The sequence below is a fragment of the Pseudoduganella rhizocola genome, assembly GCF_045984285.3.
In the GTDB taxonomy this organism is placed as follows: domain Bacteria; phylum Pseudomonadota; class Gammaproteobacteria; order Burkholderiales; family Burkholderiaceae_D; genus Rugamonas.
On the sequence record NZ_JBJQIK030000002.1, the window covers coordinates 374,839 to 400,003 of the forward strand.

At 64.4% G+C, this 25,165-nt stretch carries 25 protein-coding genes; 13 read left to right on the forward strand and 12 right to left on the reverse strand.

Annotated features, from left to right (window positions below; translation table 11 throughout):
• Positions 1 to 5 precede the first annotated feature (5 nt).
• Positions 6 to 2,213, forward strand: a complete 2,208-nt coding sequence (locus ACJRPG_RS05440) for a TonB-dependent receptor (RefSeq protein WP_407999022.1) — start codon at positions 6 to 8, stop codon at positions 2,211 to 2,213.
• Between the two features lie 65 nt (positions 2,214 to 2,278).
• Here the strand turns inward: ACJRPG_RS05440 and ACJRPG_RS05445 are convergent, their stop codons facing one another.
• The 3 genes from ACJRPG_RS05445 to ACJRPG_RS05455 all read right to left on the reverse strand — a co-directional run bounded on the left by ACJRPG_RS05445 (position 2,279) and on the right by ACJRPG_RS05455 (position 5,171).
• Complete coding sequence (locus ACJRPG_RS05445; RefSeq protein ID WP_407999023.1) at positions 2,279 to 3,055, reverse strand: head GIN domain-containing protein; 777 nt, start codon at positions 3,053 to 3,055, stop codon at positions 2,279 to 2,281.
• 129 nt (positions 3,056 to 3,184) lie between these two features.
• A complete protein-coding gene (locus tag ACJRPG_RS05450; protein ID WP_407999024.1) occupies positions 3,185 to 4,456 on the reverse strand; it encodes a c-type cytochrome in 1,272 nt (423 codons plus the stop codon).
• Positions 4,457 to 4,466: 10 nt separating this feature from the next.
• The gene (locus tag ACJRPG_RS05455) at positions 4,467 to 5,171 is read right to left on the reverse strand and encodes a c-type cytochrome (protein ID WP_407999025.1); all 705 of its coding nucleotides are present in this window, start codon (positions 5,169 to 5,171) and stop codon (positions 4,467 to 4,469) included.
• A 69-nt stretch (positions 5,172 to 5,240) separates the two neighbouring features.
• On the opposite strand from ACJRPG_RS05455, the gene ACJRPG_RS05460 reads away from it, so the two are divergent.
• Entirely contained in the window at positions 5,241 to 6,641 is a 1,401-nt protein-coding gene (locus ACJRPG_RS05460) for an aminotransferase-like domain-containing protein (protein ID WP_407999026.1), read from the forward strand.
• 106 nt (positions 6,642 to 6,747) lie between these two features.
• On the opposite strand, the gene ACJRPG_RS05465 is transcribed toward ACJRPG_RS05460, so the two are convergent.
• Together ACJRPG_RS05465 and ACJRPG_RS05470 are read right to left on the reverse strand one after the other, a co-directional pair.
• Complete coding sequence (locus ACJRPG_RS05465) at positions 6,748 to 7,401, reverse strand: 3'-5' exonuclease (protein WP_407999383.1); 654 nt, start codon at positions 7,399 to 7,401, stop codon at positions 6,748 to 6,750.
• A gap of 5 nt (positions 7,402 to 7,406) precedes the next feature.
• Positions 7,407 to 7,862: a ProQ/FINO family protein gene (locus ACJRPG_RS05470; protein WP_407999027.1), complete on the reverse strand. Its 456-nt coding sequence runs from the start codon at positions 7,860 to 7,862 to the stop codon at positions 7,407 to 7,409.
• 350 nt (positions 7,863 to 8,212) lie between these two features.
• On the opposite strand from ACJRPG_RS05470, the gene rpoD reads away from it, so the two are divergent.
• The 3 genes from rpoD to ACJRPG_RS05485 all read left to right on the forward strand — a co-directional run bounded on the left by rpoD (position 8,213) and on the right by ACJRPG_RS05485 (position 11,310).
• Positions 8,213 to 10,627: an RNA polymerase sigma factor RpoD gene (gene rpoD / locus ACJRPG_RS05475; protein ID WP_407999028.1), complete on the forward strand. Its 2,415-nt coding sequence runs from the start codon at positions 8,213 to 8,215 to the stop codon at positions 10,625 to 10,627.
• A gap of 81 nt (positions 10,628 to 10,708) precedes the next feature.
• Positions 10,709 to 10,918: a DUF7661 family protein gene (locus tag ACJRPG_RS05480; RefSeq protein ID WP_407999029.1), complete on the forward strand. Its 210-nt coding sequence runs from the start codon at positions 10,709 to 10,711 to the stop codon at positions 10,916 to 10,918.
• A complete protein-coding gene (locus ACJRPG_RS05485) occupies positions 10,915 to 11,310 on the forward strand; it encodes a GFA family protein (RefSeq protein WP_407999030.1) in 396 nt (131 codons plus the stop codon). The genes ACJRPG_RS05480 and ACJRPG_RS05485 overlap by 4 nt, the downstream gene beginning before the upstream one ends.
• A gap of 33 nt (positions 11,311 to 11,343) precedes the next feature.
• On the opposite strand, the gene ACJRPG_RS05490 is transcribed toward ACJRPG_RS05485, so the two are convergent.
• The 4 genes from ACJRPG_RS05490 to ACJRPG_RS05505 are packed head-to-tail and all read right to left on the reverse strand — an operon-like array spanning position 11,344 to position 14,186.
• On the reverse strand, positions 11,344 to 12,297 hold the full coding sequence (locus tag ACJRPG_RS05490; RefSeq protein WP_407999031.1) for a tetratricopeptide repeat protein: 954 nt from the start codon (positions 12,295 to 12,297) through the stop codon (positions 11,344 to 11,346).
• Positions 12,298 to 12,325: 28 nt separating this feature from the next.
• The gene (locus ACJRPG_RS05495; protein ID WP_407999032.1) at positions 12,326 to 12,559 is read right to left on the reverse strand and encodes a hypothetical protein; all 234 of its coding nucleotides are present in this window, start codon (positions 12,557 to 12,559) and stop codon (positions 12,326 to 12,328) included.
• Positions 12,549 to 13,070 carry a VOC family protein gene (locus ACJRPG_RS05500; RefSeq protein ID WP_407999033.1) on the reverse strand — a complete coding sequence of 174 codons (522 nt, stop codon included), beginning with the start codon at positions 13,068 to 13,070 and terminating at the stop codon, positions 12,549 to 12,551. Before ACJRPG_RS05500 ends, ACJRPG_RS05495 begins: the two co-directional genes overlap by 11 nt.
• A gap of 3 nt (positions 13,071 to 13,073) precedes the next feature.
• Positions 13,074 to 14,186, reverse strand: coding sequence for a DUF3466 family protein (locus ACJRPG_RS05505; RefSeq protein WP_407999034.1), 1,113 nt, complete (start codon positions 14,184 to 14,186; stop codon positions 13,074 to 13,076).
• Positions 14,187 to 14,273: 87 nt separating this feature from the next.
• Between ACJRPG_RS05505 and ACJRPG_RS05510 the strand changes: the two genes are divergently transcribed.
• Positions 14,274 to 15,251, forward strand: coding sequence for a 2-dehydropantoate 2-reductase (locus tag ACJRPG_RS05510; RefSeq protein ID WP_407999035.1), 978 nt, complete (start codon positions 14,274 to 14,276; stop codon positions 15,249 to 15,251).
• Here ACJRPG_RS05510 and ACJRPG_RS05515 read toward each other — a convergent pair.
• Positions 15,248 to 15,586, reverse strand: coding sequence for a zinc ribbon domain-containing protein YjdM (locus ACJRPG_RS05515; RefSeq protein ID WP_407999036.1), 339 nt, complete (start codon positions 15,584 to 15,586; stop codon positions 15,248 to 15,250). The genes ACJRPG_RS05510 and ACJRPG_RS05515 overlap by 4 nt on opposite strands.
• Positions 15,587 to 15,632: 46 nt before the next feature.
• Here ACJRPG_RS05515 and ACJRPG_RS05520 point away from each other — a divergent pair, with 46 nt between their 5' ends.
• Positions 15,633 to 16,325: a GNAT family N-acetyltransferase gene (locus ACJRPG_RS05520; RefSeq protein ID WP_407999037.1), complete on the forward strand. Its 693-nt coding sequence runs from the start codon at positions 15,633 to 15,635 to the stop codon at positions 16,323 to 16,325.
• A gap of 34 nt (positions 16,326 to 16,359) precedes the next feature.
• On the forward strand, positions 16,360 to 16,512 hold the full coding sequence (locus ACJRPG_RS05525; RefSeq protein ID WP_407999038.1) for a hypothetical protein: 153 nt from the start codon (positions 16,360 to 16,362) through the stop codon (positions 16,510 to 16,512).
• Here ACJRPG_RS05525 and ACJRPG_RS05530 read toward each other — a convergent pair.
• Both ACJRPG_RS05530 and ppc read right to left on the reverse strand, forming a co-directional pair.
• Entirely contained in the window at positions 16,509 to 17,129 is a 621-nt protein-coding gene (locus ACJRPG_RS05530; RefSeq protein WP_407999039.1) for a GIN domain-containing protein, read from the reverse strand. The two genes, ACJRPG_RS05525 and ACJRPG_RS05530, sit on opposite strands and share 4 nt — an antisense overlap.
• Before the next feature lie 190 nt (positions 17,130 to 17,319).
• Positions 17,320 to 20,139 carry a phosphoenolpyruvate carboxylase gene (gene ppc / locus ACJRPG_RS05535; RefSeq protein ID WP_407999040.1) on the reverse strand — a complete coding sequence of 940 codons (2,820 nt, stop codon included), beginning with the start codon at positions 20,137 to 20,139 and terminating at the stop codon, positions 17,320 to 17,322.
• Between the two features lie 151 nt (positions 20,140 to 20,290).
• Between ppc and hemC the strand changes: the two genes are divergently transcribed.
• From hemC to ppa, 5 genes are all read left to right on the forward strand, one after another.
• Positions 20,291 to 21,415: a hydroxymethylbilane synthase gene (hemC, locus tag ACJRPG_RS05540; RefSeq protein ID WP_407999041.1), complete on the forward strand. Its 1,125-nt coding sequence runs from the start codon at positions 20,291 to 20,293 to the stop codon at positions 21,413 to 21,415.
• Between the two features lie 12 nt (positions 21,416 to 21,427).
• Positions 21,428 to 22,192, forward strand: coding sequence for a uroporphyrinogen-III synthase (locus tag ACJRPG_RS05545; RefSeq protein WP_407999042.1), 765 nt, complete (start codon positions 21,428 to 21,430; stop codon positions 22,190 to 22,192).
• The gene (locus tag ACJRPG_RS05550) at positions 22,189 to 23,346 is read left to right on the forward strand and encodes a uroporphyrinogen-III C-methyltransferase (RefSeq protein WP_407999043.1); all 1,158 of its coding nucleotides are present in this window, start codon (positions 22,189 to 22,191) and stop codon (positions 23,344 to 23,346) included. Before ACJRPG_RS05545 ends, ACJRPG_RS05550 begins: the two co-directional genes overlap by 4 nt.
• A gap of 3 nt (positions 23,347 to 23,349) precedes the next feature.
• Entirely contained in the window at positions 23,350 to 24,546 is a 1,197-nt protein-coding gene (locus ACJRPG_RS05555) for a heme biosynthesis protein HemY (RefSeq protein WP_407999044.1), read from the forward strand.
• A gap of 81 nt (positions 24,547 to 24,627) precedes the next feature.
• A complete protein-coding gene (gene ppa / locus ACJRPG_RS05560) occupies positions 24,628 to 25,164 on the forward strand; it encodes an inorganic diphosphatase (protein WP_407999045.1) in 537 nt (178 codons plus the stop codon).
• Position 25,165 lies beyond the last annotated feature (1 nt).

Genomic DNA, 25,165 nt, shown 5'->3' on the forward strand with positions numbered 1-25,165 from the left:
CTGCCATGAAGACAATCCGATTGAAACCGCTGGCTGCGATGCTGGCGGCGGCGGGCATTGCCGCGTCCGCGCAGGCGCAAACCGAAAAGGTCATGGACACCGTCACTGTGAACGGTGGCCGTCCCAGTTCGCTGCCGACGCAGATTCCAACCACCATCGAGAGCATCACCGCGCAGCAGATTGAAGAGCGTATCAACGCCTTCGACAGCGAGGACGCGCTCAAGTACTTCCCAAGCCTGAACGTGCGCAAGCGCTATGTGGGCGACTACGACCACGCTGTGCTGGCCAGCCGCGCATCCGGCACGGGCAACAGCGCCCGCTCGCTGGTGTATGCGGACGGCATCCAGCTTTCCAACCTGCTGGGCAATGGCGCAACATTTACCCCGCGCTGGGGCCTGGTGACGCCGGAAGAAATCGAGCGGGTGGACGTGCTGTACGGCCCGTTCTCGGCCACCTATCCCGGCAACTCGGTGGGCGCAGTGGTGGACTACCAGACCCGCATGCCAACGAAGCTGGAAGCGCATCTCAAGCTGTCCGGCTTCGCGCAGCAGTTCGCGGAATACGGCACGGACGACAACTACTACGGCAAGCAGGCCAGCGCTTCGCTGGGCGACCGCAATGGCGCGTTCTCGTGGTGGATTAACCTTTCGCGCACCGACAACAATGGCCAGCCGCTGGCCTTTGCCAACAAGTTCGTTTCGTCCGGTGTGAACAGCAGCGCGGGTGTGCCGGTGACGGGCGCTATCCTGGGCCGCAATCCCTCCAACCGGGAATGGCTGATCCTCGGCGCCACGAGCCAGATCCACACCGTGCAGGATCATGCGAAGCTCAAGCTGGCCTATGACTTCTCGCCGACGCTGCGCGCCAGCTACACGCTGGGCTGGTGGCAGAACGATGCGCAGCGCCATGTGGAGTCCTACCTGCGCGACGGCAGCGGCAAGCCCGTAACGCTGGGCGATATCAATGTGGGCGGGAAGCGCTATACGCTGGCGCCGAGCGACTTCGCGCCGCAGCTGAACGAGCTCGAACACCAGATGCATGGCCTGTCGCTCAAGCAGCATACGAAAGGCCTGTTCGACTGGGAGATCGCAGCCAGCCTGTATGACTACCAGCGCGACCTGGCGCGCACGCCGTCCAATATCACCGATATGGAAGGCAGCGGCTGGAATACGCTGGCGCTGAAGGGCATCTGGCGTCCCGGCACGCACACCGTCGATTTCGGCGTGCAGCGCGAGGCGGCGAAGCTGCGCACGCGCGTGTTCGGCGCTACCGGCTGGACCCGCGCCACCAGCGGCCGTTTCATCTCCAGCTTCGACGGCGAAACCCGCCTCGAAAGCCTGTATGCGCAGGACACCTGGCGCATCGATGAAAGCTGGCGCCTCACGCTGGGGGGCCGCTTCGAGCGCTGGCAGGCCTTCGGCGGCAAGCTCTCCGGCGTCGGGCTTCCGGCCCGCAGCGAAAATGCCTGGTCGCCGAAGACGGCGCTGGCCTGGCGCGCGAACGACGAGTGGACGCTCAAGGCATCCGCAGGCCGCGCGGTCCGCAACCCGACGGCGGCGGAACTGTTCCAGGGCTCCATCGTGGACGGCAAGCCGGTCAACACCGATCCGAACCTGCGCGCCGAGAAGTCGTGGACCACGGAATTGACGGCGGAACGGCTGACGGACAAGGGCAGTGTGCGCGCCACGCTGTTCCATGAGCGCACGCGCGATGCGCTGTATTCGCAGGCGCTCACGCCAACGGTGAACACGGTGCAGAATGTGGGCGGCATTGTCACCAATGGGCTGGAGCTGTCGCAGCAGGAGGATCAGCTGTGGTGGCCGCAGCTGTCCGTGAACAGCAGTCTGACGTATGCCGATTCCACCATCAAGGAGAACGGCGCCTTCCCGGCCAGCGTGGGCAAGCAGCAGCCGCGCGTGCCGCGCTGGCGTGCAACCTTACTCGCTACCTGGCGCGCCGGCGAGCAGTGGAGCACGACCTTCGGCCTGCGCTATAGCGGCAAGCAGTTCGGCACGCTGGATAACAGCGATCCGAACGGCTTTGCCTATATGGGGGTATCGGAGTTCCTGGTGGCGGACCTGCGTGCGCGCTACCGCATCAGCAGGCAGTGGACGCTGTCCGCCGGGGTGGATAACCTGAACAACAAGAAGTACTGGGCCTTCCACCCTTACACCCAGCGTACGCTGGTGGCCGAACTGAAGTTCGACCTCTAGAAAATGACAAGCCCGGCGGGTCCTAAGCCTGCCGGGCGGGTCAAACCATCACTTGCGCCTTTGTCTTACGGCGCGCTGCCGAGGCGCTTCACGCCGCCGGAGCCGAGAACCGTTTTGCTGACCTGCGGGTCGCCGTAGTAGCCAACGTCGCCGGAACCGGCCACGCTCACGCTGAGTTCTTTGGACGCGTTCACGACGGCGTCGCCCGAACCGCCGATGCTCACCGATGCTTCGCGCACGGCCAGCTGGCCCACCTTGACGTTGCCCGAACCGCCGATCGACACTTCCAGGCGTTCCGCCTTGCCGCCGGCCTTCACGCTGCCGCTGCCGCCAAGGGCGATGGCCACACGTTCGCTTTTCACTTCGCGCACATCGATGCTGCCGGAGCCGCCGACATCGAAGGACACCTTTTCGCCGCGCATTTCAGCCGCCGTGACGGAACCCGAGCCGCCGACCGAGATGTTCGACAGCTTGCGTGTGGTGACTACCACGCGGATATTGCGGGAATCGAGCTGCAGGTTCTTCTTGTTGGGGCGGATATGCAGGGAACCGTCTTCCACCACGGTTTCCAGCAGCGGCATGATGTTGTCGTCCGCTTCGATGCTGACGTTTTCGCTGTTGCCCAGCCGGACGTCCACCTTGGCGCCGATGCTCAGCGCCAGTCCTGAGAATTGGGCCACGTCGCGCGCTTGTTTCACGATGTGGCCACTACCTTGCACGCGCTCGCCACGCATCCAGTTCAGCGGCCCCGCGACAGCTTCGCTCATCGGTACGACGACGGCGAAGGCGCTGGCGGCCAGCAGGGCGGCGCTGACGGCGGTTGTGATTTTTTTAGCAAACATTCTGTTCTCCCCATGTATTGGTGTTCGTATGCCTTGCATGGTACGGCAGGGCACACAAGGGGGCATCCGGCGTGCGACAGAACGCAGCCGGAGCGGAACAGAATGCAGGATGGCGGGACAGGCTGCTGGCTAATCCAGCGGCACGTTGCGGTAGCGGTTTACTTCCACACCGGTGACCGGGCGGGCATTATTGCCCCAGTCACTGCGCAGGTAGGACACCACGGCGGCCACCTCGGTATCGTCGAGGACATGGCTGAAGGGCGGCATGCCATAGGGGCGGGGATTGCCCGCCGTGCCGGGCGCGAAGCCGCCATTCAGCACGATGCGCACCGGATTGGCCGCTTCGTCCATCGTCAGCGCGCGGTTGCCAGCCAACGGCGGGTAGTGCGGCGGAATGCCTTCGCCCTTGTCGCCGTGGCACTCGGCGCACTGCGCTTTGTAGATCTTTGCGCCGGCTTCAAGGAAGGCCACCGCCTCCGGCGCTTTCGAACGCTTGTACTCTTCCGGTTTGCCGTCCGGCGATGGAAGCGCTTTCAGGTACACCGCCATGGCGCGCACGTCGGCGTCCTCCAGGTGCTGCAGGCTGGCGCGCACCACCTCCGCCATGGGCCCGAACACCGTGGCGCGCGGCGAAATGCCGGTCTTGAGCAGGGCGGTGATATGGTCGATTTCCCAGTCGCCGAGGCCCGCTTCGGCATCGGAATTCAGCGAGGGCGCATACCAGCCCAGCACCGGCAGCAAGCCGCCGGACAGGCCGCCGTCGCTGCCGCCCAGTGCATTGCGGGCGCTGTGGCACGCGCTGCAGTGGCCCAGGCCCTGGACCAGGTAGGCGCCGCGGTTCCATTCGGCGGACTGCTTCGGCTCCGGCTTGAAGACAGCGGGCTTGAAATACAACGCGCGCCAGGCAGCCAGCGCAATCTGCTGGTTATAAGGGAAGCGCAGTTCATGCGGACGGTTGGCCTGCTTCACGGCGGGCACGGTGCGGAAGAACGCATACAGCGCATCCGAATCATCGCGCGTGATGGCAGTGTAGTTCGTGTACGGGAAGGCCGGGTAGAGCAGGCGGCCATCGGCGGCGCGGCCGTTATGCAGCGCGTTCCAGAAATCGTCCGCCGTCCACTTGCCGATGCCGGTTTCCGTATCGGAGGTGATATTGGGCGAAATGACGGCGCCGAACGGGGTTTGCAGCGCGCGGCCGCCCGCATACTGGGCGCCGCCGCGCGTGGTGTGGCAGGCCATGCAGTCGCCTGCTTTGGCGAGATAGGCGCCACGCGCCACTTTTTCGGCGGCCGGCATTGCGAGCGAGGTGGCGCTCGGTGGCGGGCCGTCGTCATGGCTGGGCCACAGGAACCAGGCGGTGGCAAGGAGGAAGGCGAGGAGGGCGAGCAGTGTCTTTTTCATGGTGCGCTCCTCACTGTGGCACGCCGCCGCATTTCAGCGGCAGCGGCTCGGGCAAGGAAGTGGCAGGACGCGCCGCCGCATCGGCGGGCTGCAGCGAGAGCCAGCCCGAAACGGCCGCCACATCCGCTTCGGACAGGCGATCTGCCACGTCGGCCATGCAATCCGGCGCATGCGCCTTGCGCACCTTGTTCTTCCAGGCGCCGAACTGCGCGTTGATATAGTCGCGCGGCAGGCCGATAAGGCCAGGGATTGCGGGCGCCACACCGGTCAGCTGCGCGCCGTGGCAGGAAACGCAGGCGGGAATCTTCTTCGCCGGATCGCCATGCAGGGCCAGCACGCGGCCGCGTTCCACCATGGCGGGCGTGGCGCTGTTCGGCTGCGGCGCGGGGTAGGGAGGATGCTGCTCCGAGTAGAACTGCGCAATCTCGCGCAGGTAGGCTTCCGGCAGCTGTTCCACCATATAGCTCATCATCGGATACTGGCGGCGGCCATCGCGGAAGTTCAGCAGCTGGTTGTACAGGTAGCCGGCCGGCTTGCCGGCGATGCGCGGGAAGAAGGCATCGTTGCGGTCCTTGACCTGGTGGCAGCTCATGCAGGGCGCCAGGCGCTGCTCCAGCGTGTCCTTCAGCTCGGGCGCCGCACTGGCGAAAACCGGCAGCAGGAAGCCGAGGCAGAGCACTGCCCGGCGGAAGCGGGAAGATGAGAGAATAGTCATGATGACATCTTACTCCCCCCGGCGCCGCGGGAACAGGCGCAGATGCCGACCGAAACGAGGTAATCAGATTTGAAGCTATACGAAACGCTGGCGGCTGAAATCGAAGGACTGGTGGCGCAAGGCGTATTGCGGCCTGGTGAAAAGCTGCCATCGGTGCGCGCGCAGCAGGAACGGCGCGGCGTGAGCCCGTCCACGGTGTTCCAGGCCTACTACCAGCTGGAAGCAAAAGGCGTGATCCAGTCGCGGCCCCGTTCCGGCTACTTTGTGGCCGCGCGCCGCGCGCCGCCGGAGCCGGAAGTATCGCGGCCCGACGCCGCCTCCACGGCGGTGGACGTAAGCAGCCTCGTATTCCAGGTGCTGGACGCCAGCCGCGCGCCGGGCATGGTGCCTTTCGGATCGGCTTTTCCCAGCCCCCTGCTGTTCCCGCTGGAGAAGCTGGCGCGCTCGGTCAGCAACAGCATGCGCCTCATCGACCCCTGGTCCACGGTGGCGGACCTCCCGCCCGGCAACGCCGAACTGCGGCGCCAGATCGCCTTGCGCTACCAGCTCGATGGCGCGCCGGTGGCGGCGGACGACATCATCATCACCAATGGCGCGCTGGAAGCGCTGAACCTCTGCCTGCAGGCGGTAGCGCGGCCCGGCGACACGGTGCTGGTGGAATCCCCCAGCTTCTACGCCGCCCTGCAATCGCTGGAACGGCTCGAGCTCAAGGCAGTGGAAGTGGCCACGCATCCGCGCGAAGGCATGGACCTCGGCGCACTGGCGCAGGCGCTGGACCAGCACAAGCCCAAAGCGTGCTGGCTGATGACCAGTTTCCAGAATCCGCTGGGCAGCCTGATGCCGCCCGAGAAAAAGCAGGCCCTGGTTACGCTGCTGGCGCAGCACGGCGTGCCGCTGATCGAAGACGATGTGTACGGCGAACTGTACTTCGGCGCCCACCGTCCCGCGCTGGCCAAGCGTTACGACAGCGAAGGCATCGTCATGCACTGCAGTTCCTTCTCGAAGTGCCTGGCGCCGGGCTTCCGCGTCGGCTGGGCCGCGCCGGGCCGCTACGCGCGCGCCGTGGAGCGCCTCAAGCTGACCACCAGCCTGGCCGCCGCCATGCCCTCGCAGCTTGCGCTGGCGGACTACCTGGGGCAGGGCGGCTATGAACGCCATCTGCGGCAGTTACGGGTGGTGCTGGAACGCCAGCGCGACCGCATGCTGGACGCGATTGCCACCCATTTCCCGGCTGGCACACGCGTGACGCGGCCGCAAGGCGGCTACTTCCTGTGGGTAGAGCTGCCGGCCGGCAGCGACGCGCTGGCGCTGCATGCCCGCGCGCTGGCGGAAGGCATCAGCATCGCCCCCGGCCCCATGTTCAGCGCCAAGCGCGACTACGCCCACTGCATCCGCCTGAACTACGGCCACCTGTGGGACGCCACCCACGAATCCGCCCTAAGCACCCTCGGCCACCTCGCCCACAGCTGACTTCGTGTCCACCCTGGGGACAGGCACCAAAGTGGACACGGGCTGATCAGCGCCAATGCTTCAGTCCGTGTCCACATCGGTGCCTGTCCCCAGGGTGGACAAGGGCTCAGCTGTTGGCCGCGGGGCGCGGCGGGCGGGGTTTGGCGGGTTTGGGTGGGCGGATCGGGGGCAGGGTGTTGCCGAGCGCGATCCAGTGGCGGTAGATGCGCAGTGCGACCTGGGCGTCGTCGGCCGCGTAGAGCATCTGCTTGTCGCTCAGGCGCGGCGCGGCCCAGTTGGTGGTGGAGATTTTTTTCGACTTCTGCAGCGCCTGGCCGAAATACTTGGCCACCGCGCTCTTCGCGCCCAGGTCGTGCTTCTGGCCCGGCACCCGCAGCACCACCGACAGGTCGGCCACCTGCTGCGGCTCGATGCCCAGCTTGCTGCGCACGCGTTTCATGTCGTCGGACAGGCCAAAACCAACCTTGATGGTCGAGGGAGACTCCAGCACGGCCTTCAGCGCCGGCAGCACCGCCGAGTAGTCCGCGCCCAGCGGGAACAGCCAGGCCCTGCGCTCATCGGCCAGCTGCACCAGATGGGGACCATCCGAGCTCTGTCCCTTGACGAAAGTGGGTTTGGATTCGGTGTCGAAACCGATAACGTCGGCCGCCAGCAGCGCAGCACGCGCCTCCTCGGCCTCGGCCGCGCTTTTCACCAGCCGCACATCGGCCAGCGCAATGCCGGGATAGGGCGGCAGCGCTGGATCCTGGGCAGCGGGCATCCCGCTCATTTGTTGCGGGAGAATTTGGCGGTCAGCTGTTCCAGCTTTTCCTGGCGGCGGCGGTTCGCTTCCTCGGCCGCGGCGGCGTCGCGCTCGGCTTTCTTGCGCTCGGCCTCCTTGCGGAAACGTTCCTGCAGCGTGTCCTTGGCGTGCTTGCGGTGCACATCGGTCACTTCGGCGCCCGCGCTGCCGTCCAGGTTATAGCGCACCGTGGCCTTTTCCATGGCGCGCAGATAACGCTGTGAACCGGTGTGGATGCCCAGCGCCGCGCGCATCAGCTTGCGGTCGATCTCCGGCTGCGCAGCCAGCAATTGCTTGTCGATGCCGATGGCCAGCGGCAGGCAATCGCGGAAAGCGGGGAATTGTTGCTGCAATTGCTTGAGCAGGGAGCGGGCGCTTGGCGCTGGCGCCGTGGCGGACGGCTGGCCGTCTGCCGGCGGAGGGGTGAGGCTAGTGTTCATCGACTTCATAGGAAAAAGCAAGAGCCGCCAGCATACCATACCGGCGCAAGATGCCGCGTGCGAAGCGCGCCCAAACCATGTATAATGATCGACGCACCAAATGCAGGGCGGTGCAGATTCAGTTTAATAAAGAGTTGTTGACCGGGGCTTGCGGCCCTTTGTTGTTCTGCGTTTGGGCATGTGCCCTCTCTTCTATTCGCACTGAATACATTCAACGGAAGCCGGGCCCGTACAACGGGCTTTTTTCATTCCGGATGATCCCCATATACGTGCCATCGGGACCGCATTGCCGGGCCGGGTGGATTATTCACTTTGCCGTGTCCACCAGCCATGGCTCAGAGAGATATTGAATGACGAAAACGCCAAAGACCTTGACCTTGTCTGCTAAAAAGCCGCGTGCCGCTGCTGCGCCGCTGGCCGTAACCAAGACGACTTTAGCTTATGTGATCGACAATGCGCAAGAGGAAGCTGGCAAAGTTACCGTCGTGAAGAAAACCCGTTCCCGCCTGGCCGCTGTGGCCGTGCCGGAAACGGCTGCCGCGGAAGCGCCGAAAAAGACCCGCAAGGCCGCCACGGTGGAAGCGGTGGCAGCGCCCGTGGAAGCCGCGCCGAAAGCGACCCGCGTGCGCAAGGCCAAGGCCGAAGCCGAGGCGCCGGCCCTGCCGCCCACCGCGCCTGCGGCCGTGACCGAAGTGACCGATGCCGCCGCGCTGGCCGCCATCGATACTTCCGGCTATCTGCTGCCGGGCGTGAAAGTGCCGGGCCGCCGCGGCCGCAAGCCGAGCGAATTTACTCCCGAAAACGACGAAGTCGCCGCGCTGAACGCGGTGGAACGCGCCGAACTGAAGGCCGCGTCGAAGGCGCGCGAGCGCAAGGCCAAGGGCATCGACGCGCTGGGCATGGACGCCAACGCCTCCGCCGAGGACCTGGAAAAGCGCCGCCTGCAGTTCAAGAACCTGATCAATATGGGCAAGGACCGCGGCTTCCTGACCTATGCCGAGATCAATGACCAGCTGCCCGAAAATATCGTCGATCCGGAAGCGATCGAAGGCATTATCGCCACCTTCAACGACATGGGCATCGCCGTCTACGAGCGTGCACCCGATGCGGAAGCGCTGCTGCTGAGCGATAACGTGCCGGCCGCCGCCAGCGACGACGAAGTGGAAGCCGCTGCCGCGACCGCGCTGTCCACCGTCGATTCCGACTTCGGCCGCACCACCGACCCGGTCCGCATGTATATGCGTGAAATGGGCGCCGTGGCGCTGCTGACGCGCGAGGGCGAGATCGAGATCGCCAAGCGCATCGAAGAAGGCCTGCGCGACATGATCCAGGCCATCTCCGCCTGCCCGACCACCATCGCCGAGATCGTGGCCCTGGCCGAGAAAATCGAGAACGACGAGCTGAAAGTGGACGATGTGGTCGATGGTTTCGTTGATTCCGACGACACCACGCCGGCTCCGGTCGTGGCCACCGCGCATGACGAGGACGACGAGGAAGATCTGGACGTTGAGGAAGACGGCGACGCCAATGGCGGCTCCGCCGGCTTCTCCGCCGAACAGCTGGTACAGCTGCGCGCCGACGCTCTGGACCGCTTCGCCGTGATCTCCACCCAGTACGACAAGATGCGCAAGGCCTCGTACGGCTCGGCGTCCTACCTGAAGGCGCAGAAGCTGATCTCGGCCGAGCTGCTGACCATCCGCTTCACCGCGAAGGTGGTGGAACGCCTGTGCGACACCCTGCGTGGCCAGATGGACCAGGTGCGCAGCATCGAACGCGCCGTGCTGGAACTGTGCGTGAACAAGTGCGGCATGCCGCGCGCCCACTTCATCAAGGTCTTCCCGGGCAGCGAGACGGACCTGGACTGGGTGGATGGCGAAGTCGATGCCGGCTATCCCTACAGCGCAGTGCTGGGCCGTAACGTCCCCGCCATCAAGGAACTGCAGAACAAGATGATCGACCTGCAGGAACGCGTGGCGCTGCCGCTGGCCGACCTGCGCGCCATCAACAAGCAGATGGCAGCGGGCGAAAAGCGCGCGCGCGAAGCGAAGCGCGAAATGACGGTGGCCAACCTGCGCCTGGTGATCTCGATCGCCAAGAAGTACATCAACCGCGGCCTGCAGTTCCTCGACCTGATCCAGGAAGGCAATATCGGCCTGCTGAAGGCGGTGGACAAGTTCGAATACCGCCGCGGCTACAAGTTCTCGACCTACGCCACCTGGTGGATCCGCCAGGCGATCACGCGTTCGATCGCGGACATGGCCCGTACCATCCGCGTGCCGGTGCACATGATCGAAACCATCAACAAGATGAACCGCATCTCGCGCCAGATCATGCAGGAAACCGGCAGCGAACCGGATATGGCGACGCTGGCGCAGAAGATGGAAATGCCGGAGCAGAAGGTGCGCGAGATCATGAAGATCGCGAAGGAGCCGATTTCCATGGAAACGCCGATGGGCGAGGACGGCGATTCCCAGCTGGGCGACTTCATCGAAGACAACACCACGCTGGCGCCGCTGGATGCAGCGCTGCACGCTTCGATGCGCAACGTGATCAAGGAAGTCCTCGACTCCCTGACCCCGCGCGAAGCCAAGGTGCTGCGCATGCGCTACGGCGTTGAAATGTCGAACGACCACACGCTGGAAGAAGTGGGCAAGCAGTTCGACGTGACGCGTGAGCGTATCCGCCAGATCGAGGCCAAGGCCATGAGCAAGCTGCGCCAGCCATCGCGCTCGGACAAGCTCAAGACGTTCCTGACCACGAACTAAGCGTCAAAGCAAAATGGAGGCTCCGGCCTCCATTTTTTTTCGCGCTGAGGCATACTGGCACTGTCGAAAGGAGGCGGGTCCATGCGGTTCAACATCTACGGCAGGTTCCAGATCGAAGTGCTCCGCGAGCAGGGCGCCTGGCAGGCCTATCGCCTGGAGCCGGGCAAGCGCGGGAAGATGGACAGCGTCGTGATTCCGCCGGACCTTGGAAGCGAAGAAATCATCGTCTACCTCGATGACATTTTCCACGAGCTGGCCGGCTTCGGCCAATCCATTGAGGTGCTGCCATGATCCTGCAAGTCGGTCCTACACGCATACTTCCCAAACACAAAGCGACCTGCCACTGTGGAGCGGTGGAGCTGGAGTTGTCGCTGCCGGACGGGATCGTCGATCCACGCCGCTGCGATTGTTCCATCTGCCGCCGCAAGGGCGCCATCGTGGCTTCCGTACCGCTATCCGGCATTACCATCGTCCGCGGTGCCGATGTGCTGCGGCTCTACCAGTTCAACACCGGCACGGCGAAGCACTTCTTCTGTTCCGTGTGCGGCATCTACACGCACCACCAGCGGCGGTCCAATCCGGAGCAGTACGGCTTCAACGTCGGCTGCCTGGAGGGCGTGAATCCGTTCGACCTGAAGTTTGTGCCAATCAACGACGGCGTCAATCATCCAGCGGACCGCTAAACCGGAACGGTCGTTTCGCTCCAAAAGCGAGTGCTATTGTGAGGACAGGTCCGCCTTCAGTTTCTTGCAAGCCTTCATACTCATTGCATTAGGGCGGTGCAGGAAGAAGGTACCGCGCGTCTCGTTGCGTTGAACTCCCAGTCCAGTCCAGTACATAATCGCAAGGGCGCATTCGGCTTCGGGGATCAGACCGCCATAGCTGGCCCCTCTATCAGTCACCGTGAGGAACCATTCGGCGGCCTTCGCATAATCCTGCGGCACGCCCTTACCCTGAGCGTACATCCGGCCGATGGCGAACTCCGACCACTGTGACCAGCGTACTGGCCTCATTGAATCCGCATTCAAGGCGATCTCTGTGTGATACCGCGCCATTGCTTTGGCGTAGTCTTGCGGGATGCCGATGCCAAACTCGTTCATTTCGCCAAGCCTTCGGTTGGCAATCGCGGCATGTACCCGGCTGTCGGCCACCGTTTCATAGAAATGGGCAGCCTTTGCATGATCGGCGGGTACACCGATGCCACTGTCATAGATCCTCGCGAGCGCAAAGCTTGCATCACGATTGCCGTTGCCGGCTGCACGCTGCAACCAGTGCAATCCCTGGACAATGTCGCTGTCCATGCCTTTGCCCTCCGCATAGCGGCCTGCCAGGCGAAATTGCGCCTTCGGGTCGCCGTTTTCGGCTTCGGCGCGGATGGCATCGGAGATTCTTGCTTCCTCTTCCTCTGTGGGCGATTTTAGCGGTTCGCAGTGCGGACAGGGAGGCGCTTCGAAGAACCCGCCGAATTCCCGCAGCGCGCGTTGGGGATCGGTGTAAGGGCCGCCCTGATTCCTGATGTAGTCCAGGTTCTCGTTCAATAAATCATTCAGCCGGGCTTTGCCATCATCGGCCAGGCCTGGCGGCAATGAAGCTGGGTGAACGCCAGCAGCCCACAGCAAGCAGAGCAGGGCTATCAGGGGCCGCGTTGTTCTGTCAGGTTGATTGAGCATGCTCATAATCCTGCATAGGGTGCTCATCTCAGTGCAGGTCTTGCTCCGCAGACCTGCCAAGCCGGATTGCGATCAGGCCGAAGACGATGCTGAAGAGCAGACTGACGGTGGAGATCAAGCCCCAGAAGCGCAGATTCTGGGCGGCACGCTCGCCGGTGAAGATGCTGCCAGCTTGCAGGATGCCCATTGCGGCGTAGAGGCAAAGCAGCAGCATCAATACGGCGCCCCACCAGCTGCAGATTCTCTTTGCATTACGCGTCATCGGTGCCGCCGCCAAGGTTGTCCGCAGGCGCATCAACAAAGAGGTGATGTGCATCATCGAACGCCCACGTGGTCTCATAGTCCACTTCAAAGAGATGCCCGTCCGGGTCCTTGAAGTAGCCAGCCACGCCCCAGTGCGTGCGTGTTGCAGGTTTGACGATGGCGCCACCCGCTGCGGCGGCTTTGGCCAGTATGCGTGGCACGTCGCCTGCTTTCCGGGCCAAGTGAATGAGTGCGATTCCGGCGAAGCCCGGTGTTATGGCATCCGGCTCCAGGGCATCTTTAGCAAGGTCGTCGCGGTTTATCAGGCAGAGTGCATAGCCGCCCATATCGAATTTCACGAAGCCGTCATTGCTGTTTCGGGTGCGTTGCCATCCGAGTAGTTCGTAGAAGCGTGCGGATGCCTGCACATCTTTGACGCCAAGCAGAATAAGGTGCAACCGCTGGCTTGGCGCCAGGGGCTGCGCGGTTTCGGATGAAAAGATATGGCCGGGAGCTTCGTCCAGCATCATGGTTCAGGTATTCCAGAGCACTTGCTGTCGCTTGGCGCCGAACAGGCCGGCACGGTAGTCGCGCCACACGTGGTTGACGGCCCAGAGCACGATGGGCAGGATGGTGAAGAAGGTCAGCCAGTCGACGATGCGCCATGTGCTGTCCGCTTTCGGAGCTTGCGTGGGCATGGCGAAGGCCTGGTACTTGTGGCCGGTGTAGGCGGCGCCGATGATCTTGCCGTCGTCCGTGACCTTGGTCGTCAGGTACAGGCTATTGCGGTTAGGGAGGATGCGCATCTTGCCTTGCTCGTAGACGAAGGTGAGCGGGGCGTTGTCGCCGGAGCGGATGGTGCCGACTACCGTGCCTTCGCGGTTGATGCCGGTGGCGTAGCTGTTGCCCTTGGCGATCATGGCGCCGAGGTCGATCATGCGCTTGCCGTCGTAGAGGAAGGCGTGCCATTTGCGGTCCACGGTCTCGGAGGCGCCGACGACGATGCCCTTGTCGTTGATCGCCATCGCGGCGCTGATGCGGCCGCCCAGCGTGGGCAGTTCCACCATGCCGGTTTCAGGCTTGTAGAGGAAGGCGCGGCGGTAGCCGTCCACATTTTGCGCGGCGCCGACCACGTGGCCTGAGGAGTTGATGGCGTAGGCGTAGCTGTTCTTGCCCCCGAAGGTGCCGAGGTCTTTCATCTCCTTGCCGTTGTGGACGAAGGCGTGGAAGGTGCGGTCGTCCACGTCCGCATAGCCGGTCACGTGGCCGTCGCGGTTGATGGCGATGGCGAGGCTGCTACGGCCGCCCAGCGTGCCGAGGTCGCGCATGCCGTTTTCCTGGTCGTAGCTAAAGGCGCGCCAGGCGTTGTTGGCATTGAGCGCGCCGCCGATCACCACGCCCGCGTGGTTCACTGCGGTGGCGTAGCTGTCGCTGCCGCCCAGCGTGCCCAGCTCGATCATCTTGCCCTGGCGCGCGAGGATGGCGCGGCGGATGCCGTCGGAGTCGCGGATTTCGCCGACCACGTCGCCAGCGATATTCACGTCCGCAGCGATGCTTTCTTCGGTCTTGCGTTCACCAAGGCCTGCCTGGGCCATGGCCGCGCCGTGCAGCAACAGGGTAAGACTGACAGCAGCAAATGCCTTCATGCTTCCTCCCAAACAGGTCTGTTTATATTGTCCGACACTATACGTTATTATTTTGCGCATATTTCCTCACATTGTCACGGGCTGAATATGAAGGTTTGCATTGTTGGAGCAGGCGCGATCGGCGGCTTTGTCGGCACGCGGCTCGCCGCAGCAGGGCGGGCGCAGGTCAGTGCGCTGGCACGCGGCGCCACGCTCGATGCCTTGCGCACGCATGGCTGGCGTTTGCGGATGGACGATGGCATGGTGGCCGCGCCGCTGGCTGCAGCATCGGCGAGCGCCGCGGAGCTGGGCCCGCAGGACCTGGTAGTCATCGCCGTGAAAGGGCCGGCGCTCGGCGCCATTGCGCAGGCGATAGCGCCGCTGCTCGGCGAGCACACGGTGGTGCTGCCGGCCATGAACGGCGTGCCGTGGTGGTTCGGCAGTGGCGCCGCCGGCTTGCCGGGCGGCCCGCTGGACAGCGTGGATCCGGGCGGGCGCATCGGCGCCGCCATCCCTTACCAGCGCGTGCTGGGCTGCGTGGTGCATGCTTCGGCCTCGGTGGCCGAGCCGGGACTGGTGCAGCACAAGATGGGCAAGGGACTGATCGTCGGTGAGCCGGAAGGCGGCGCGTCCGCACGCTCGCGCGAGGTGGCGGACCTGCTGTCGCATGCAGGTTTCGAGGTCACGCTGTCGCCGCGCATCCGCTACGACATCTGGTACAAGCTGTGGGGGAATATGACGATCAACCCGGTCTCGGCGATGACGGGCGCCACGGCCGACAAGCTGCTGGACGATCCGCTGGTCAGCGGTTTCTGCCTCGCTGCGATGCGCGAGGCCGCCGCCATCGGCCAGCGCATCGGCTGCGGGATCAGTGAAACGCCTGAGGACCGCCAGCTCGTTACGCGCAAGCTGGGTGCCTTCAAAACCTCCATGCTGCAGGATGTCGAAGCGGGGCGGCCCATCGAGCTGGATAGCATCGTCGGTGCGGCGCGCGAGATCGGCCAGCGCGTTGGCGTGCCAACCCCGAATATTGACGCACTGCTTGGGCTCACACGCCTGTTCGCCCGCATGCGCGGCCTGTATTAAACCTTGCGCACGAATTCGGATTTGAGGCTCATGGCGCCGAAGCCGTCGATCTTGCAGTCGATATCGTGGTCGCTATCCACCAGGCGAATGTTCTTGACCTTGGTGCCCTGCTTGATCACGCCGCCGGAGCCTTTCGGTTTCAGGTCCTTGATGACGGTGACGGTATCGCCATCCTGCAGCACGTTGCCGGCGGCGTCCTTGTAGACGCGGGCCGCGTCGGCAGCTTCGGAGGACACAGCGCTCCATTCGTGCGCGCATTCGGGGCAGATGTAGTTGCCGCCGTCCTCATAGGTGAATTCAGACTGGCATTGAGGGCAGGGTGGCAGGGAGCTCATAAGAATAACAATTCAGGAAAAACCGGAAGTATACAGGGAGAGCGGCATGATCAAGGAAGAAATGCTGGCGCGGCTGGCGAACCCGATCTGGGCGGCGCTGAACAGCGCACAGGCGGACTTCGCCCACAGCGCGGGTGGGATGAAGTTCTTTGCGCCGGAGGTTGCACCGTTCTGCGCGATTCCGGAGGATGGCATGGTGCTGCCCGCAACCGACCTGGAGTACCTGCCGCCGCAGGTCTACTTCCTCGGCGCCATTCCGCAGGTGCCGCCCGAGTGGACGATGACCGACGTGTCGGGCGTGGTGCAGATGGTGTATGACGGCGCGCCGGTCAGCAAGCCTGCGGCCGAAGGCGTTATCCAGCTTGCAGGCGATGATCCCGCCATGGTGGCGCTGACGGATATCGCGTTTCCTGGCTACTTCCGCCCGCGCACCGGCACACTTGGCCGTTATCTCGGCATCTACCAGGATGGCCAACTGGTGGCGCTCAGCGGGGAACGCATGTACCTCGGCGATTGCCGCGAAGTCAGCGCGGTGTGCACCCATCCGGACTATCGCGGCCGGGGCTATGCAGCCCTGCTGATGCAGCACATTATGTTCGGCATGCAGGAGCAGGGACAGACGCCGTTCCTGCATGTAGGCGCCGCCAACAAAAAAGCCCAGGCCCTGTACCAGGCGCTGGGCTTCAAGGTAACGCGGGAGCTTAAGCATACCCGCCTTGTACGGCCGGCCGGTTTGTGACAGTATTGGCCGGAATCAGACAAAGGAGTCAGGCATGAAGCGTCATCTTCCGGCGATCGCCTTGTTCGCGGCGGCGATTGCCTTGTACATCGTGGGCCAGGAGCCCGGTTTCGCGCTGCTCTTCGTGGCAGGTATTGGTTGCGAAATCCTCGGCTGGCGCCGTTTCCTGGCGCGCAGGAAGGCTTAGTCGCCAGCCTTCACATCGCCAAGTCCCATCACGGACTTGTTCAGCTGTTTCGGGTGGCCGTAGTAGGTCAGGTTGCCCATGCCGCGCACCACGGCGTTCAGGGTGTCGGAGGCATGAATCTTCACGTCGCCGATGCCTTCGAAGTTCACGTCGGTGCGCTCGGCTTTCAAGGCACGCAGGTCCACTTCACCCACGCCCTGGCCGCGTACGCGCAGCCATTTCACCTGGCCCTGGCCGGCCAGCCGGCCTGCGCCCTGGAAGCTCAGGTCCATACGCTCTTCCTTGATATCGAACAGCTGCACCTGGCCGGCGCCTTCCACCACGCACTTCACCAGTGAAGGCACGGTGATGATGATCTTGTCGCCGCTCTTCATTTCAACGTTCTTGTTGTCCGCGTAGGTGATTTTCAGTTCCTCGGCTTTCACCGACATGCCCACTTTTTTGATGAAACCATCGCGGCCGTAGATCGTGACGGATTGCGCCTTGCCCGCACGGACTTCCAGATCGATCGGACCGTCAATGGCAATCGCGCGGAACGGCGCGAAGCTGCGCTTTTCTTCCGCCGCGTGAACGGCAGTGGCCAGCAGGAGGGTGGAGAGGATCAGGAAGCGTCGCATTTGGGGTATCCCTTATATGAATTATGACGAGAGTGATTCTAATCATATTGCCTTGGGAAGTTGATGAAATGCGACGAACTGCATAAAACGGCCCTTGAAGCGAAAAAAAGCGTCGTTCCCGCGCAGGCGGGAACCCAGGAGATCAGCCAACGGCTCACCCCTGGATCCCCGCCTGCGCGGGGATGACGCGTCAGCCCGTGTTGCGCAGGCCGGCGGCCACGCCGTTGATGGAGAGGTGGATGCCTCGGTGCACGCGCGGGTCGGCCTTGTCCGGCACGCCGCCCGCTGCGCGGTGGCGCTTGATCAGCTCAACCTGCAGGTGGTTCAGCGGATCGAGGTAGGCGAAGCGGTTGGTGATGGAGCGCGCCAGCAGCGGGTTGCCCGCCAGGCGTTCCGTTGCGCCGGTAATCGCTTCCAGGCAGGCCAGCGTGTGCGTGTACTCTTCCGTGATGCGGCGGAAGATGCGCTCGCGCAGTTCCTTGTCCGCCACCAGCTCCGCATAGCGCGAGGCGATGGCGAGGTCGGTCTTGGCCAGCACCATGTCCATGTTCGACAGCAGCGTGGCAAAGAAGGGCCAGTGCTGGTACATCTGGCGCAGCAGCTCGATGCGCTGTTCGCGGTCGCCGTCCGCGATCCAGGCGCCGATGGCGCTGCCGAAACCGTACCAGCCCGGCAGCAGCAGGCGGCACTGGCCCCAGCTGAAGCCCCATGGAATGGCGCGCAGGTCTTCGATGCGCTTGGTCGATTTGCGCGATGCGGGACGCGAACCGAGGTTCAACTCCGCGATTTCTGCAATCGGCGTGGCAGCAAAGAAGTAGTCCGTGAAACCGGGAGTTTCATAGACCAGGTTGCGGTAGGCCTTGTAGGCGCGGTCCGAAATCTGCGCCATCACTTCCTCGAAGCCCGCCAGCTGCTCCTTCTGCGCGCTGCCCGATGGCGGCGGCAGCAGGCTGGCTTCCAGCGTGGCGGCGACCAGCAGTTCCAGGTTGCGGCGGCCGATTTCGGCGTTGGAGAACTTGGAGGCGATGATCTCGCCCTGTTCGGTCAGGCGGATCTGGCCGTTCACGGTGCCTTTCGGCTGCGCCAGGATGGCCTCGTAGCTTGGGCCGCCGCCCCGGCCGACCGTGCCGCCGCGGCCATGGAACAGGCGCAGCTTCACGCCCGCTTTCGCGAACACGTCGATCAGCGCGATCTCTGCCTTGTACAGTTCCCAGTTGGAGGTGAGGAAGCCGCCGTCCTTGTTCGAGTCGGAGTAGCCCAGCATCACTTCCTGGATCTGGCCCTGGCGTTCGATGAGCTGCTTCACCATCGGGATTCCCATCACGCTTTCCATGATGCCCGCAGCGCGCTGCAGGTCGGGAATGGTTTCGAACAGCGGAATCACCATCAGGTCCAGCACGTAGCCGCCATTGCCGTCCTGGCGCAGCAGGCCTGTTTCCTGCTGCAGCACCAGCACTTCCAGCAGGTCGGACACGGTTTCCGTGTGCGAGATGATGTAGTTGCGGATGGCGCGCTCGCCATAGCGCGCGCGGATCTCGCGGGCGGCGCGGAAGATGCTCAGTTCCGAATCCGTTTCGGCGGAGTAGCTGATGTACGGCGAATACAGCGGGCGCGATTGCGACAGTTCGGCCAGCAGCAGCTTGACCTTGCTGTCTTCGTCCAGCGCGGAGTAGTCGGCATGCGCGCCGGATTTGGCGAACAGTTCGGCCAGCACGCGCTCGTGAATGTCCGAGCTCTGGCGCATGTCCAGCGAGGCGAGGTGGAAGCCGAAGATTTCGGCGGCGCGTTTCAGCGTGGTCAGGCGCGGACGCGCCAGCATGCCGCCATGGTTCGCATCCAGCGAATCGATCAGCACCTGCAGGTCGGCCGCGAACTGCGCCGGCGATTCATACGGTTCCGCATGGCCCACTTCCTTGCGCAGGATATTGGTAGCGCCCAGCGCGCGCGCCGTGCTCGCGAGGCGGGCGTAGACGCCGATCAGGGCGCGGCGGTATGGCTCGTCCGAGCGGTGGTCGGACTGGTCGGGCGAAGCGTCGGCCAGCGCCTGCAGTTCAGGGCTGCAGGCCACCATCAGCGTGGAGATGGACAGCTCGGCACCCAGCGCGTGCGCTTCTTCCAGATAGAAGTCCAGCGCGGTGGTGGCCTGGCGCTCCAGCGCGTGCTTCATGGTGCCGGCGTTGACGTTCGGGTTGCCATCGCGGTCGCCGCCGATCCAGCTGCCCATCTGCAGGTAGGGGGCCTTGATCTGCTCGGGCGTGTCGTGGCCGTACTGGGTGGCGATGTCTTCCTCGATATCGTCGTACAGGCCCGGCACCTCCTTGAGGAAGGTGATGCGGTAGTAGGACAGGGCGTTTTCGATTTCGTCCGCCACCGTCAGCTTGGTGTAGCGCAGCATGCGGGTCTGCCACAGGGTGGCGATGCGCACGCGCAGCATGTGCAGGTTCTGCGCCTGTTCGCGCGGGGTGAGCGGCAGGTCGCGTTCGGCCAGCAGGCGGGCGATATCGCGCTCCGCGTCCAGGATGGATTTGCGCTGCACTTCGGTCGGGTGGGCGGTGAGCACGGGCGCAATCAGCGCGTCGGCGAAGAAGCCGTCCACGGTGCTTTTATCCACGCCGGCGGCTTTCAACTTGTCCAGCGCATAGGGAATGCTGCCGCGCTGCGGGTCGGAGCCGGCCAGGAAGTGGGCGCGGCGGCGGCGGATGTGGTGCTGGTCCTCCGCGATATTGGCCAGGTGCGAGAAGTAGGAGAAGGCGCGAACCACCGAAATGGTCTGTTCGCGCGTGAGAATCTTCAGCATGCCATCCAGTTCTTTGGCCGCGCCGGCGTCGGCCTCGCGGCGGAAACGCACGGCGGTCTGGCGGATTGTTTCCACCACGGCGAATACTTCCTCGCCTTCCTGCTCGCGCAGCACGTCGCCGAGCAGGCGGCCGAGCAGGCGGATGTCTTCTTTCAATGGCGCGTCTTTATCCGCGCCGGCTTGTTCGTCTGATGCACTAGCTTGTTTGACCATAATTGATGATTCAAAAAGATGATGAGTGTCGGTGCAAAAGGCTTGTGGCCGAAGGCTGCATAGGGGCGCATGCTAAAATTTGTGGTCTTGAAAACATGCGCATTGAACTGGTGAACGCCGGTCAGCGTTAGCAACAGCGAAAGAACTGGTTTTGAATACTCCTGAATTGGCTCCGCAGATCCCTTCCAAATTGGTGATCGCCTCGCGCGAAAGCCGCCTCGCCATGTGGCAGGCCGAGCATGTTCGCGCGCGCTTGTCATTATTATATCCGCAGTGCAGCATAAGTATCCTCGGAATGACGACGCGGGGCGACCAGATCCTGGACCGCACCCTGTCCAAGGTGGGCGGCAAGGGCCTGTTCGTGAAGGAACTGGAGGTGGCGATGGCCGAAGGCCGCGCCGACCTGGCCGTGCATTCGCTGAAGGATGTGCCGATGGAGCTGCCCGAAGGTTTCGCGCTGGCGGCTGTGCTGGAGCGCGAAGACCCGCGCGACGCCTTTGTTTCCAACGACTACGCTTCGCTGGCCGAGCTTCCGCCGGGCGCCGTGGTGGGCACCAGCAGCCTGCGCCGCCAGTCGCTGATCGCGGCGCGCTATCCGCATCTCGTGATCAAGCCGCTGCGTGGTAATTTGGATACACGGCTGGGCAAACTGGACCGCGGCGACTACGCGGCCATCATCCTCGCGGCGGCCGGCCTGAAGCGCCTTGGTGCAGAGCAGCGTATCCGCGCCTTGCTGGACCCGGTGGACAGCCTGCCGGCGGCCGGGCAGGGCGCCATGGCGATCGAAATCGCGCAGCGCAATGACGGCGTGGACCTGGTAGCACTGCTGGCGCCGCTCAACCATATCCCGACCGCACAGGCAGTGACGGCGGAGCGCAAGGTGTCCAAGGTATTCGGCGGCAGCTGCCAGGTGCCGCTGGCCGCCTTCGCCACCGTGGACGGCAGCCAGATGCACCTGCGCGCCATGGTCGCCACGCCGGACGGCAAGCGCATGGCCACCGCCGAGGTGCATGGCCCGGCCGTGGATGCCGACCAGTTGGGCGAGCAGGTGGCCGACAAGCTGCGCGCGCAGGATGCAGTCGCGATTCTCTCGGTCTGCCTGGCCGAGGCGGCCGCCGCGGATGCCGCCGCTTCGCCGAACGCAGCGCCGCAGCGCGCCCCCACCGATGCCGCGGCTACGCCGAACGCGGCGGCCCAGCGTCCAGCAGCCGATGCCGCGGCTTCCTCGCGGCCGGCGCAGGGTGATGCCGGCGCCGGCGGCAAGCCGCAGGCCTGAGCCGCGCAGCGGATGCCCGCCACCGTCGTTATCACCCGTCCCCTGGCTCAGGCGCAGCCGTTGGCTGAGCGCATTGCGGCGCTGGGCCGTGCCGTGGAGGTGCTGCCGCTGCTGGAAATCTCCCCGCTGCCCGACCAGGCGCCGCTGAAGGCCGCGCTGGCGGCGCTGGACGGGTACGCGCTGGCCGCCTTCGTATCGCCCAATGCGGTGGAAGCCGCGTTCACACACATCGCCGCCTGGCCGGCGGGAATGAAGGCTGCCGTGGTGGGCGAGGGCAGCCGCGCGGCCCTGCTGGCGCACGGCGTGCCCGCGCAGAACATCGTCAGCCCGCCCGATCCCGCGGCCAGCGACTCCGAACACCTGCTGGCCGCGCTGGACCTGGCGGCGCTGAACGGCAAGCGCGCCCTGATCGTGCGCGGCGAATCCGGCCGCGAACTGCTGGCCGACAGCCTGCGCAAGGCCGGCGTGCGGGTGGACACCGTGGCCGCCTACCGCCGCTCCGTGCCCACGCTCACGCCTTCACTGGCGGCGCAGTTGGGCAAGCTGGCGGACGGCGACACCGAATGGCTGCTCACCAGCTCCGAGGCCGTGCGCGGCCTGCTTGCACTGCTGGGCGAGCTCGATGGACCGCTTGCTGTTGCTAAAGTGCAACGGCAACATATAATAGTGCCCCATACCCGGATTGCCGAAACGGCAAAACAGGCCGGTTTCCAGCGTGTGACGCTGACCGGATCAGGCGACGACCGGATGGTCGCCGCGTTACAATGCCAAATATGAACGATTTGCCTACTATTCCCGACCCGGCCGCTCCGAAAGGCAATGCGGCGGAAGCCACCCAAATTCCCGCAGCGCCGCAACCCGTCAGCGCCGAGCCGCGCCTGATGGACGCGCTGCAACGGCCGCTGACGATTGCCGTCATCGTGCTCGCCATCCTGCTTGCGGCCCAGACCTGGAGCTCGCACAAGCAGGTGCGCGGCCTGCGCGAAGAAATGGCGCGCCGGCTGCAGAAGGGCGACGCGGCGAACGCCGAATCCGGCAACCTGGTGCGCCAGGTGCAGGAATCGACCAAGGAACTGCAGATCAAGGTAGGCGTGCTGGAAGGCCGCCAGCAGGAAGCGCAGAGCCAGCAGCTCGCGCTGGAGCAGCTGTATAACGACCTGTCGAAGAACCGCGACGAATGGGCGCTGGCCGAAATCGAGCAGGTGCTGTCCACCGCCAGCCAGCAGCTGCAGCTGGCCGGCAACGTATCCGGCGCGCTGATCGCGCTGCAGAATGCGGACCGCAGCCTGTCCCGTTCCGACAAGCCGCAATTCATCACCATCCGCCGCGCCATTGCGAAGGACATGGAAAAGCTGAAGGCGCTGCCGAACGTGGACTCCGTGGGCCTGGCCGTGCGCCTCGATAACGTGATTGCGCAGGTGGACACGCTGCCGATGCTGGCCGACGAAAAACCGGTGCTGCCTGCCCCGGTGGAGAAAAAAGCCAAGCCTGCGCCGAAGCGCGGCGCAAAAGCGGCACCGCCACCGGAGCCGGTGGAAGAGCCGAATCCATGGCTGGCCAAGCTGCAAAGCACCTGGAACGGCTGGAGCACCGAAATGTGGACCGACGTGCGCCAGCTGATCCGCGTGCGCAGCGTGGAAACGCCGGACGCGCTGATGCTGTCGCCGGGCGAATCCTACTTCCTGCGCGAGAACCTGAAACTGCGCCTGCTGAACGCGCGCATGGCGCTGCTGTCCCGTAACGAAGCAGCCTTCCGCGCCGACCTGCTGGCCGCGCAGGAAGCGCTGGTGCGCTACTTCGACACGCGCGCCAAGCAGACCCAGACCGTACAGGCGCTGTTGCGCCAGGTCCAGGGCAGCAACCTCGCCATTGAAATGCCGACGCTGGCCGACAGCCTGAACGCCGTGCGCAACTACAAAGCGAAGCCATAAACCATGCGCGTATTCCTCTGGTTACTGGCCTTGATGGCCGCCGCCATCGGCATCGCCGTGACGGCCCGCTTCAATCCCGGCAACGTGGTGCTGTTCTATCCGCCGTACCGCGTGGACCTGTCGCTGAACTTCTTCGTGCTGCTGGAAGTGCTGCTGTTCGTGCTGCTCTATGTGCTGGTGCGCACGGTGCGCGCCACGCTGAAGATGCCCGAGCGCGTGGCCGCCTACCGCCAGCGCAAGCGCGAGCGCGATGGCAACAAGGGCCTGCGCGACGCGTTGAAGGCCCTGTTCGAAGGCCGCTTCGGCCATGCCGAGAAGGCCGCGCTGCGTGCAGCGGAACTGCCTGAAAATGCCGGCGTGGCCGCCCTGATCGGCGCCCGCGCCGCGCACCGCATGCGCCAGCAGCACCGCCGCGACCAGTGGCTGAACCGCGTGGCCGACGACAACGCCATGAAGACCGCACGCCTGATGACGATGACCGAGCTGCTGGTGGATGACCACCAGCCGGAAGCCGCGCTGGCCGCCGTGCGCGAACTGAATGCCAGCGGCACGCGCCATATCCATGCCCTGCAATGGTCGCTGAAGGCCGAGCAGCAGGCCAAGAACTGGCCGGAAGTGCTGCGCCTGGTGCGTTCGCTGGACAAGCACAAGGCGCTCCATCCTGCACTGTCGGCCCGCCTGCGTGAGCTGGCCTATGACGACCTGCTGTCCGACAAGCTGCACGATGCTGAATCCGTGCAGCGCGTGTGGAGCTCCATTCCGCAGTCCGACCGCCTGAAGCCCTATGTAGCCTGCCTGGCGGCGACGGCGCTGAATGCGCGCGGCCTGCACGACGAGGCCCGCATGGTGGCCGAAGAATCCCTGTCTGCAAACTGGGACGACCGCGTGGTGCGCGCCTACCGCGACGCCGCCGCTCCCGCTGGTTCCGCTGCGCTGCTGGCTCAGATCGAGCACTGCGAAGCCTGGATCCAGGAACGCCCGACGGACGCCGAACTGGCGCTCACGCTGGGCTCCCTCTGCCTGAAACAGAAGCTCTGGGGCAAGGCCCAGCGCTACCTGGAGCAGGCCTTGTCCGATGCGACCGAGCCGCGCATGGTGCGTGAGGCCCACCTGAAGCTGGCCCAGCTGCATGAAGCTCTGCAGCAGCCGGAAGAGGCGGCCAACCACTACCGCCAGTGCGCGCTGGCCACGATCCTGTAGCCTGCTGCGGCGCACAATCGCGCCGCTTTTCGCTATAATTGTCAGGTTATACAAACCGCAAAGCGTTTCAACGAGGAAAAAATGAGTCTGAACAAAGTACCGGCCGGCCGCGACCTGCCGAACGATTTCAATGTGATTATCGAGATCCCGATGAACGCGGATCCGATCAAGTACGAAGTGGACAAAGAGTCCGGCGCCATCTTCGTGGACCGCTTCATGGGCACGGCCATGCACTATCCGTGCAACTACGGCTATGTGCCGAACACCCTGTCCGAAGACGGCGACCCGGTGGACGTGCTGGTGATCACCCCGTTCCCGCTGATTCCGGGCGTGGTGGTGCGCTGCCGCGCGATCGGCGTGCTGAAAATGACGGACGAAGCCGGCAAGGATGCGAAAGTGCTGGCGGTGCCGGTCGATAAAGTGCTGCCGATCTACAAGCACTGGCAGAAGCCGGAAGACCTGCAGGACCTGCGCCTGCAGCAGATCCAGCACTTCTTCGAGCACTACAAAGACCTGGAGCCAGGCAAGTGGGTGAAGGTGGATGGCTGGGGCGGCCCGGAAGACGCGAAGGCAGAAATCCTGAACGGGGTGGCCAGCTACAAGAAAGAAAACCCGTAAT